Annotated in this window: 11 protein-coding genes; all 11 read right to left on the minus strand. The window is 59.2% G+C overall.

The window, feature by feature from the left end; genetic code table 11:
• Positions 1 to 153: 153 nt before the first annotated feature.
• Positions 154 to 537, minus strand: a complete 384-nt coding sequence (rplL, locus tag BQ8011_RS00300; RefSeq protein ID WP_072457796.1) for a 50S ribosomal protein L7/L12 — start codon at positions 535 to 537, stop codon at positions 154 to 156.
• 86 nt (positions 538 to 623) lie between these two features.
• Positions 624 to 1,145 (minus strand): 50S ribosomal protein L10, encoded by a 522-nt coding sequence (gene rplJ / locus BQ8011_RS00305; RefSeq protein WP_034502250.1) that lies wholly within the window; start codon positions 1,143 to 1,145, stop codon positions 624 to 626.
• 254 nt (positions 1,146 to 1,399) lie between these two features.
• A complete protein-coding gene (locus tag BQ8011_RS00310) occupies positions 1,400 to 3,160 on the minus strand; it encodes an ABC transporter ATP-binding protein (protein ID WP_072456516.1) in 1,761 nt (586 codons plus the stop codon).
• 1 nt (position 3,161) lies between these two features.
• A complete protein-coding gene (locus tag BQ8011_RS00315) occupies positions 3,162 to 4,946 on the minus strand; it encodes an ABC transporter ATP-binding protein (protein ID WP_231945387.1) in 1,785 nt (594 codons plus the stop codon).
• 32 nt (positions 4,947 to 4,978) lie between these two features.
• Positions 4,979 to 6,433, minus strand: coding sequence for an ABC transporter ATP-binding protein (locus tag BQ8011_RS00320; RefSeq protein WP_072456521.1), 1,455 nt, complete (start codon positions 6,431 to 6,433; stop codon positions 4,979 to 4,981).
• Positions 6,430 to 7,248, minus strand: a complete 819-nt coding sequence (locus BQ8011_RS00325) for an energy-coupling factor transporter transmembrane component T family protein (protein WP_327021903.1) — start codon at positions 7,246 to 7,248, stop codon at positions 6,430 to 6,432. The genes BQ8011_RS00320 and BQ8011_RS00325 overlap by 4 nt, the downstream gene beginning before the upstream one ends.
• Complete coding sequence (locus tag BQ8011_RS00330) at positions 7,199 to 7,798, minus strand: MptD family putative ECF transporter S component (RefSeq protein ID WP_072456527.1); 600 nt, start codon at positions 7,796 to 7,798, stop codon at positions 7,199 to 7,201. Before BQ8011_RS00330 ends, BQ8011_RS00325 begins: the two co-directional genes overlap by 50 nt.
• Positions 7,799 to 7,965: 167 nt before the next feature.
• Entirely contained in the window at positions 7,966 to 8,682 is a 717-nt protein-coding gene (rplA, locus tag BQ8011_RS00335; RefSeq protein ID WP_034502260.1) for a 50S ribosomal protein L1, read from the minus strand.
• 66 nt (positions 8,683 to 8,748) lie between these two features.
• Positions 8,749 to 9,183, minus strand: coding sequence for a 50S ribosomal protein L11 (gene rplK / locus BQ8011_RS00340; RefSeq protein ID WP_009408634.1), 435 nt, complete (start codon positions 9,181 to 9,183; stop codon positions 8,749 to 8,751).
• 176 nt (positions 9,184 to 9,359) lie between these two features.
• On the minus strand, positions 9,360 to 10,172 hold the full coding sequence (gene nusG / locus BQ8011_RS00345) for a transcription termination/antitermination protein NusG (RefSeq protein WP_072456530.1): 813 nt from the start codon (positions 10,170 to 10,172) through the stop codon (positions 9,360 to 9,362).
• Positions 10,173 to 10,263: 91 nt separating this feature from the next.
• Positions 10,264 to 10,560 (minus strand): preprotein translocase subunit SecE, encoded by a 297-nt coding sequence (secE, locus tag BQ8011_RS00350; protein ID WP_072456532.1) that lies wholly within the window; start codon positions 10,558 to 10,560, stop codon positions 10,264 to 10,266.
• Between the last annotated feature and the right edge of the window lie 53 nt (positions 10,561 to 10,613).

Below are 10,613 nucleotides of genomic sequence, written 5' to 3' on the forward strand. Positions count from 1 at the left end.
GCGCGGGCGGTGAGCGGGCGGGCCGGCGCAGCCGGCCGAGGTTGATGCTTGGACAGACCGTCGCGCGCAAAGCGGAAACCCCGCCCTGCCGCAGCAGAACGGGGTTTCACAGCCCATGACGGGCAAAAGTCTGAATGAATCAGACGGGGAAAGTCACTTAAGGGTGACCTTGCCGCCGGCCTCTTCGATCTCAGCCTTAGCCTTCTCGGCGTCTTCCTTCTTGGCGTTCTCGAAGATGGTCGAGGGGGCGCCGTCAACCAGGTCCTTGGCTTCCTTGAGGCCCAGGCCGGTCAGAGCCTTGACGGCCTTGACGACGGCGATCTTCTTGTCGCCTGCGGACTCGAGGACAACCTCGAACTCGTCCTTCTCTTCGTCTGCGGGGGCATCGCCTGCGGCGGGAGCAGCAACGGCAACGGCTGCGGGAGCAGCAGCGGTGACGTCGAAGGTCTCTTCGAAGAGCTTCACGAAGTCGGAGAGCTCGATGAGGGACATTTCCTTGAAAGCTTCGATGAGCTCGTCGTTGGAGAGCTTAGCCATGATTGGCATCCTTTCGATTTTGGCCTGCTACGTGAGCAGATTGTGGATGTGATCGCAAAGGCGGTTACCTTTGCGGGCCTGTCACGTCAGGCCGCTTCGCCCTGCTTTTCACGCAGAGCATCGATGGTGCGCACCGTCTTGGACGGGAGCGCGTTGAAGGCGTATGCCGCCTGAGAGATCTTCGCCTTGAGGGCGCCTGCGGCCTTGGCCAGCAGGACCTCGCGAGACTCGAGATCGGCAAGCTTCTTGACTGCCTCAGCGGAGAGCTGTGCACCCTCCATAGCACCGGACTTCAGTACCAGCTGAGGATTCTCCTTGGCAAAATCACGCAGCGTCTTGGCAGCCTCAACGGGCTCACCGGTGACGAAAGCGATAGCGGTCGGGCCCTTCAGGTCGGCCTCGAGGAAATCGAGACCAACTTCGCGAGCCGCCAGGATCGCCAGCGTGTTCTTTGCCACGGCGTAGGTCGCATTCTCGCCCAGGCCGCGACGCAGCTGCTTGAGCTGGCCAACGGTCAGGCCGCGGTACTCGGTCAGCAGGACAGCGTCAGCTCCGCGGAAACGCTCCACGAGCTCAGCAACTGCTGCTACCTTGTCGGACTTCGCCATGGTCCTCCTTTCAAAACTTCGCCGCCGGACGCGCAAAAAAGCCCGGCACGCAGGAAAGCGGCCGGGCTCAATAAAACCCACTTCGAAAGAAGTCACTCACCTGCGTCGGATGCTTTCGCACTTGGAATCCACCGAGGTGGATGACCGACGGTCTTCGGCAACGAATAGACTAACACGCCCACGCACATGAATCCACCCTGCCGAATGTGGATCAGCACACCTCAAGGAGGAGAACGAGCGCCAGCGGACCGTCTTCAGACGAGGCGCCATCCCGCTGCCCGCGAGCGAGCCTCCCAGAATCCTCGGTATTGCCCCTCAGTTTCCGCGAAGAGCTGCGCATGAGTACCAATTTGCGTAACACGCCCATTCTCGTCGAGGACGACGATCTGGTCAGCGGCCGTGATCGTATCAAGCTTGTGTGCAATAACGATGAGGGTTGCGTTACGACGCAATTTATCCATAGCGGCGGTCACACGGTGTTCGTTCTCGGGATCGAGGGCACTGGTGGCCTCGTCGAAAAGAACAATGGGAGAGTCTTTCAAGAGCGCTCGTGCGATGGATACGCGTTGGCGTTCGCCGCCGGAGAGTGCGCGGCCACCCTCGCCGACTGGGGTGTCCCACCCCAGAGGTAGGCGCGCGACGATTTCATCGACACCACTCAGGTGCGCAGCTTCCTCGATCTCGGCGGCACTTGCATCGGGACGACCGACACGGACATTCGCCTCGAGGGTATCGTCAAACAAGTAGACGTCTTGGAAAACCAGAGAGAGCTGGGCCATGAGTTTCGCAGTATCCCAGCTGCGAACATCTCGATCACCCACACTCACGACGCCACTATCCGCATCATAGAAACGGGCAATAAGACGGGCAATCGTCGTCTTCCCGCAGCCTGAAGGACCGACAATCGCAGTCATAGTGCCCGGCTCGACACGGAAGGAAACGCCTTGTAGGACGGGTTGATCGGCCTCGTAGGAGAAAACAACGTCCTCAAGCGCTACGGAAGCACTCAACTCAGTCGAATCGTCACTCTCCCCGTCTTCCGAGGCGGTGGGAAGCTCGGGCGCAGAAAGGATCTCATGACCGAGGTCAAGGACCGGGCGCCGGGTCTCGAAGGCGGAGGTGAGCATCCCAATATCAACAAGAATCTGCGTGAAACGCAGGAGCAGACCTATCGCAACAACTGCCTCCACAGGACTGACGCTTCCACCGACCGCCAGCAAGCCGATCGCACAGATCAGTGAGACGACAACGACTTGCGCGGCCATACCGTTGGTGATTTGTCCCAGTGTTTCCCGGATAAGCGAGCGTCGGGCGGCCGCCCCATACAATTCTTCCGCCCGCTGGAGAGGCTCATAGGAAGCGGAGCGCCCACAAGCGCGCAAGGCTCCCTGTTTCGTCGCGTATTCGACAATGCGATGAGACAACTCTCGGGCAGGAGCTTCTTTCAACGCCGACCCTGAAAGCAAGCAGCGGCGTGCAACCCATACTCCCCCAGCAACGATCGGAACTGACACAAGGCACACCACCCCTAGAACCGGTGAAAAAACGGTGATTCCCGCAAGCATTGTCAGCGAAGTAACGATCGCTGCGATCAGTGGCGAATACATGTGGGCAAAGATCTCGCCGAGCATCATAAGTTCGCGAGAGACAAGGCGCGAGGTCTTCCCAGCCGTATCCGCACGGAAAGCCCCAAGAGGCAGAGAGGCGATCTTATCTCCGATCGCGCGATGCATATTCGTGAGGAAATCGAAGGCCACCACGTAGGAGCGTATGGCTAGAAAGTACTCCAAGATAAACGAGGCCGCTGCACACACGGCGAGCGCGATGAGCCACCCACGTAAATCCATACCCCACGCTGGCTGCCCTGATGTCAGTGCAATCGCCGCCGGAATGAATGAAATCAGAGAGAAACCCCGAACGAGCCCGACAATACAGGACAGGTACATGACGTGGGAGAATCCTGCGCGCCCCTCAGGAGAGAGAGGCTCACGCAGCCTGGAGATCAGCTCGAACATGTCAGTGTCCTTTCCCGGGTGCAGAAAGTTCACGCAGATACGGATGATCTGCGAGTTCGTCGGGCGTACCCCGCGCAATGAGACGTCCCGCCTCGAGGATGGCAATTTGATCGACACCGATAATCGACGCAGCCCGGTGGGCGATCACCAGAACTGTTTTTCCTTGAACGAGGCGGGTGAGAGCCGCCTGGATCTCGGCCTCGGCCTCGGGGTCTGTGAAGGCGGTGGCCTCGTCGAGCACAAGGATGGGCGCATCGACAAGCAGAGCGCGCGCAATCGCGATGCGCTGTGCCTGCCCGCCCGAGGGATGGGCGTCTTCTCCTATGACGGAGTCGAGGCCTCGTGGAAGGGAACGCAGGTAGTCGTCAATGCGGGCAGCGGTAGCAGCTGCCCAGATTGCCTCGTCCTTGGCATCTGGCCTGCCCAGCGCAATGTTTTCACGCACGGATATGTCAAGAAGCTGCGGATCTTGGAGAACAAAAGACACGTGCCGGTAGAGGACGTCGGGAGCAATGGCTCGCACATCAACGCCTCCAATACGCACACTGCCCTGGTCTGGATCAGCAAAGCGGGCAACTAAGGTTGCGAGGGTGGACTTTCCAGAACCGGATGGGCCGACGAGCGCGGTCACTGTTCCTTCGGGAACTGTCAGACTGACCTCGTCTAGGGCACGTGTAGAACCATAAGAGAAGGACACTTTGTCAACCTCGACATCTGCACCTGCCGGTTCTTCACTTCCATCCGCCGATAGAGGGGAAACGGAAAGAAGGTCAACAATGCGCAGTGCGGCAGCTCCAGCGATCTGATAGGACCAAACCGTCGAACCCAACACCTCGATTGCGGCCGGAATAACAAGGGCGATCAACGCGCAGGTAATGACTTGAACGGGACTCACGATCCCAGTAGCTGCCAGCGCCGAGCCTCCCGCTGTCGATATCAATAGAATCATCGAGGGCGAAACAGCAGCCTGCCCCAGCGCGGACCCTTTGAGCAATGGTCCACACCACGCAACGTAGAAGCGCGCAAAATCTTCAGCCGCGTGACTGAAGCGTTCATGTGCGCGCCCGACAGTACCAAATGCTTTTACGACGCTAATACCGGAAACAAACTCGACCATGGTTGCCGAGACACGCGTGAGGTACCGGTCCATTTCGGCAGTTTTCTCGCCCATGTCCCGCATCATCCAGGCATTAATGAGGGCGTAGATCGGCAAGGTGGCGATTGAGAGCAGGCCGAGGCGCCAGTCGATGATAAACGAGTAGATCAACAAGGAGAGTGGCGCGCTCACCGCAGCAGCAGATTCAACTGGCGCATGGGCGATGACCGTATGAACATCGTGGGTGTCGTCCTGGATCGCCTTGCGCACAGCCCCCGAGTTCGTCGAGGTGAACCACGCGAGGGGCGCTGAAGCGAGAACTTTCACCATACGCATGCGGACAAGATGACCGAAACGCACGTCCGCGAAATGAGTGACGCTCAAGGCGACAAAATAGATCCCGTAGCGCATGCCAAATGCGCCAATGAGCCACATGAGCAGATTGATAACCTCACCGCGCTCCGGTGAGACGCCCGAGCGCGCCGCAGCAATAAGCACCTCACCTAGCTGGACGAGAATGACATAGGGAGCGACTGCAAGCGCACCATAGAGGACGCCAAGTAGCTGGGCGAGAGCCATGGATCCACGGATCGGTGCGGTAAGTTCCTTAAACGCCTTTTGCCCAGCCTTATGTGCAGCGCGCGGGTCGTCGATTTGCACATCGCTAGTGGATGAACCGCGCTCTCCCATTCGGGCTTTCCTCTCCTGATCAGTGACAGTCATTAGTGGTCTCCTTCGCAGGCACAGGTTTCATCTAACGGCCTGAGTGTGATGAGCCGATCTGCGCACGCCGAGGCAAACTCACCGTCGTGGGTGACAACGATGACGGCGGCACCTTCGTCGGCAATGCGTCGCAGGGTGGCGGTAATTGATTCAAGGTGTCTGGCATCGACTCCCGAGGTTGGCTCGTCGAGGATGACGATGGGGCGCCTCGCTGCGCGTGCGGCAGCGATGACGAGGCGTTGTTTCTGCCCTCCCGAGAGGCTCAGGGGGTGGCGATCACCTAGGTTTGCGAGGTCGAAGTCGGCCAAGAGTTTTTCTCCGGCTTCTCCGCCGGCATCCGAGGCGCCAATGGTTAGTTCGCCGGCGAGTGTGTCGGAAAAGAGTTGACGCCCGGTGTCTTGCATGACGAGTGCGCACGCCGCGCGCCTCTGACTGCGCGAGCTTGTCACGCCATCCAAGGAAATCTCACCAGAGTTCGGGGCCGCCAATCCACACAGCATACGGACAAGAGTCGTCTTGCCGACGCCATTCTCCCCGGCGATGCAACTGATCTCTCCAGCGTAAAAATCAGCATTAAATTCATTGAAAATTGGGGTGTCCCCGTAGGAGAAGCTCAAGTTGCGGCACGAAAGACGGGGAGCCTCGTCAGGCGTGGCCCCTCCCCCACGCCCTCGCGAGGTCACCCAAGTTTCTGGCGGCCCCGGATCAACGAGGGTACGCAAGCCAAGAGAACAGCGCTCTTCATCCGTCATGGAATAGAACTCCTCGCCGCTCCAACGCCTCGTCACCGCGCCAGCTTCCATGAGAAGAACCTGATCGGCAAGTCCCCTCAGGAAGTGAAGGCGATGCTCGACAACGACAATCGTCATGCCCTGTTCTTTGAGGGTGCCCAAAGCCTCGCGTACATCAGCGATGGCAGCGGGATCTAGGTTTGATGTCGGCTCATCGGCGAGGAGGACCGGAGCGCCAGATGCCAGCGCGCACGCAAGAGCTACCTTCTGGAGCTGTCCACCCGACAGCGTCGAAAGCTTGCGATCCATGAGCTTGTAGATCCCCATGAGTGTGGCGGCGCGCTCGCTGCTCTCGATCAAGTCTGCACGGTCTCTGCCATAGTTTTCACCGCAGAATGCGAGTTCCTCTGCAACGGTGTCGCAGAAAAATTGGGTGCGTGGATTCTGGAAAACGGAGGAACACAGATGACCAACCTCGGTCAGGGGAACTTCGGAGAGGTCGCGCCCGTCGATCCGAACTGCCCCTTCCAGCTGTCCCGGAGTCATCTGCGGAACGAGGCCGGTGAGGGCCCGCATGAGCGTTGACTTTCCGCAGCCTGAGGAGCCACACACGAGGGTGAGGGTGCCCGGATGGGCAGACAGGTTGACCCCGCGCAGCGCATCGACACGATCTCCCGTCAGCTCGCTGACGTAGGAGAACGACAGGGATTCAACATCAATCATGGGAGGACTCCCAAGTAACAGAAGAACTCAAGCACGATGACAACAGCCACGCACCCAAGGGCAAGAGCGTCCCAAACGGTTGCGCGTAGAAGCGTCAGAGAGGTCGGCCGCGTCGAGCCGCCCAAGCCTCGTACAACGCTGGATGCTGCCAGGTCGTCGGCGACGCGCGCGATCGAGGAAAGCAGGGGAACGAGGAAGCGCTCAGCGATCACCAGCGGGTGACGCAGCACGCCGCGCATCCTCAGGTCCACTCCGCGCATTTCCATGGCCTCGCGGATGGCCACTGCTTCGGCCCCCACAGTCGGAATGACGCGGAAGGCAACCACGAGTGCGTCGACGAAGACCCGCGGCAAGTGCACAGCACGCAAAGCGGCTTTCATCTGACCGATCCTGGTTGTGCGATACACGTAGAGTGCAAGGCCAAAGCCGGCAAAGAAGCGAGCAAACCAGTACATGATCGCGCTGCACGTTCCGATGATGAGAACGATGCTCCGAGGCCAGCCGATCGACTGCATCCAAGCGATAAGAAAAGGGGAACCAAGGGTGACGACGTCGCAGATGAAGCAACCGAACCCCGTGTGCAGCGCGGACCGAGCGCTCACCTCCGATGCGAGGGCAACCACTACCAAGAGCTGAACGGCAACAAGGGTTGTCGTGGGACTCGCGCGCATGACGAGCGCATTGAGCACGAGAAGGGATAAGAGCTTCGTGCGTGGGTCCAGCCTGCTCGACGACTCAACGGGCGCCGATTCGGCGAGCGAGATCTCAGGCAACGCCAGCCTTCGCGAAATGCTTGCGCAGCAAGAAACGACCAATAAGCCCGCCGAGGCACGCGACGATCATCGTAACAACCACCCACACGCTGATGACCGCGGGGCTAAAGAGGGCACGCATACCATCCGCGTAGTCCTGGCCCATCTGGGACGCGACATCCGCGTAGTAGGAGTCGGGAGCAAAGAAAATCGGAGCAAGCGGGCCAATCCCCCACAGGGAAAACAGCATGTATGCTGCAATGTTTCGAGGGGCACTAAGATAGCCGCCACTGTGGGCGATAAGGTCAGCCAGGAAACCGAGAACGAGGGCGACCGGTACGGTCACCCACGCATGCCCTGTCACGACCATGAAGAAGGCGACGATGCCCGCCATGATCGTCATCGTCCCAAACATGCGCGAACGCACCAGCATGAGCATGATGACCGGCCCGTTCAGGAGGAGGCCAACAATCCCGCCGACGAACATGAACGCCGGCCCGAAGAAGCCGAGCATCGCCGAGCACCACATGAGGACAAAGTAGACGGCGGTGAAAGCACCAATCGTGACGGCCGAGCGCGCCTTTGTAACGCCCGAGCTTGAAACCTGAGTCATGATCGCGACCTTTAACGATAATGAGGTTTATAGAATAAAGCTAAGGATAGCCTATCTTTATGTAGGCTTGTAAGACCTTGTGCCCAATTGAAATAACACAAAGGCCCCCACGAGCGTTGCTCGTGGGGGCCTTAGAAAACGACTATCTGCCGTTAACCTCTAGTGCTTCAGGAAGCATCCTCGGAGGTCAGGGCGCGAGTCTTGGTGGCATCCAAGGGGATACCGGGGCCCATGGTCGTGGCGACCGTGGCCTTGATGATGTAACGGCCCTTTGCGGAAGCCGGCTTCAGACGCAGGATCTCATCGAGAACAACTGCGTAGTTCTCAACGAGCTGCTCGGCGGTGAAGGAAGCCTTACCGACGATGAAAGCCAGGTTTGCGTGCTTGTCGACACGGAACTCGATACGACCACCCTTGATCTCACGGACAGCCTTGGCGACGTCCATGGTCACGGTGCCGGTCTTGGGGTTCGGCATGAGGCCACGGGGACCCAGGACGCGGCCCAGACGGCCGACCTTGCCCATGAGGTCCGGGGTTGCAACGGCGACATCAAAGTCGGTGTAGCCCTTTGCGACCTTTTCGATGAGCTCGTCGCCGCCGACCTCGTCGGCTCCAGCGTCGAGTGCTTCCTGTGCGCGCTCGCCAACGGCGAAGACCAAGACCCGAGCGGTCTTACCGGTGCCGTGCGGCAGGGAAACGGTGCCTCGGACCATCTGATCCGCCTTGCGGGGATCAACACCCAGTCGCATAACAACCTCGACGGTTGAATCGAACTTGGTGACCGAGGTTTCCTTGGCCAAACGCATTGCGGCCAGGGGGCTGTACAGTTCGCCAGCGTGGATCTTCTCCGCCGCTGCGCGGTAGCTCTTAGAGCGCTTCGTCATTCTGCTTCTTCTCCTTGCAGGTGTGGGTGTCGGGCAGCGCCTGCCCTACCACGAGGTAATAAAGGGTCAGTCCTGAACAGTGATGCCCATGGAACGCGCGGTGCCCGCGACGATCTTGGAAGCGGCATCAATGTCATTGGCGTTGAGGTCAACCATCTTGGCCTGGGCGATTTCGCGCACCTGGTCCATGGTGATCGATCCAACCTTGGCGGTGTTCGGGGTACCCGAACCCTTTGCAACACCTGCAGCCTTCTTGATCATCTCGGAGGCCGGAGGGGTCTTGAGGACGAAGGTGAAGGAGCGATCTTCGTAGACGGTGATTTCAACCGGGACGATCGAACCGCGCTGCGACTCAGTTGCAGCGTTGTATGCCTTCGTGAATTCGACGATGTTAACGCCGTGCTGGCCCAGTGCGGGACCAACGGGCGGAGCAGGGGTCGCGGCGCCTGCAGCGATCTGCAGCTTAATGAGGCCGGTGACCTTCTTCTTCTTCGGTGCCATATTTCGGGTCTTTCTATTTCTTACTGGGCCGCGGAGACTACCGCGGCATGCATCCACGTGGCGCCCACAGGAAGAGCAACCTGCGGACATAGTCCACCCAGACGCACGAATCTACATCATAACGCGATGTCGGCGCTCCCCCAAGTCTTGGTGCTCGAGGTCACGCCACGAGGCGTTTACTCTTCGATCTTCTCGACCTGATCGAAGGTCAGCTCCATGGGGGTCTCACGCTCGAAGATGGTCAGGAGGACCTTCAGACGCTGGGTTTCAGGCATGATTTCAGAAATCACAGCGCTCATGGTGGCGAATGCGCCGTCGATGACGGTGACAACCTCGCCGACCTCGAACTGAGTCTGAACTTCCTGGACGGGAGCAGGAGCGCTCTTCTCTTCTGCAGCCGCGGCCTCGAGAACATTCGGGGTCAGCAGCATAACGACCTCGTCGATCGAAAGCGGGACCGGGTTGTGCTGGTCACCCACGAAGCCGGTGACTGCGGGGGTTTCCTTCACCACACGGTAGGAGTCTTCGTTGAAGTCCATGCAGACGATGACGTAGCCGGGAATGCGCACGCGACGAACGCGCTTCTTCGCATTTCCGCGGTACTCCATGACGTACTCATCGGGAACCTCGACCTGGAAAATCGAGTCTTCCATGTTCTGGTTGGTAATACGCTGCTCAAGGTTTGCCTTCACCTTGCGCTCGTGACCGGAGTAGGTGTGAATGACGTACCAGTCGCCGGGAGACATGTAGAGTTCGCGGCGCAGCTTTTCGACCGGATCATCTTCTGACGAGGCCGCCTGCTCAGTTGCTTCTTCAACGCCAGCTTCCGCTTCGCCTTCTTCACGTGCTTCCTCGCGCTCGACGGGAGTATCTTCAAGGCGCTCTGCGACCTCGTCTTCGCGCTGTGCGGCAGTTTCCAGATCAGCTTCGGGCGCGATTCCACCGTCAAAGGTGTCGATCGGGGCCTCTTCGATATTGTCTAGGCTCACGGGTTTTCCTCCTGTGCTTAACGCTCACGCGGTGTTCGCGGCCGAGCCCTAGAAGAAACCCGCCTGCATTCCTGCGGGCGGGTTAACGGTTTCAGCCAAATACCAATGAGTTCAGTCTACCGAATAAGAAATCAAGAAGGCCAGTGAAAGCCATAATTGCGGCAACAAACACAATGACGACCAGGAAGTACGTCCAGGTCTCAGAACCGCTGGGATAGATGACTTTCTTCATCTCAGAGATCACCTGAGAGACAAAGATCACCATACGCTTGAAAATATTCGGGCGCTTTTCCTTGGTTTGAGGTGCGCCATCGCGCGAGGGGGTTGCACGCTTCTTCGTGCGATCCACCCGCGGGGATTCTTCACGGCGAGCCTGGGATTCGCTCATCGTTCCTCCAATAGTTATGCACCTGAGTGGCAGGGCAGGCGGGGCTCGAACCC

It is taken from the genome of Actinomyces marseillensis (assembly GCF_900155605.1).
Lineage (GTDB): Bacteria > Actinomycetota > Actinomycetes > Actinomycetales > Actinomycetaceae > Pauljensenia > Pauljensenia marseillensis.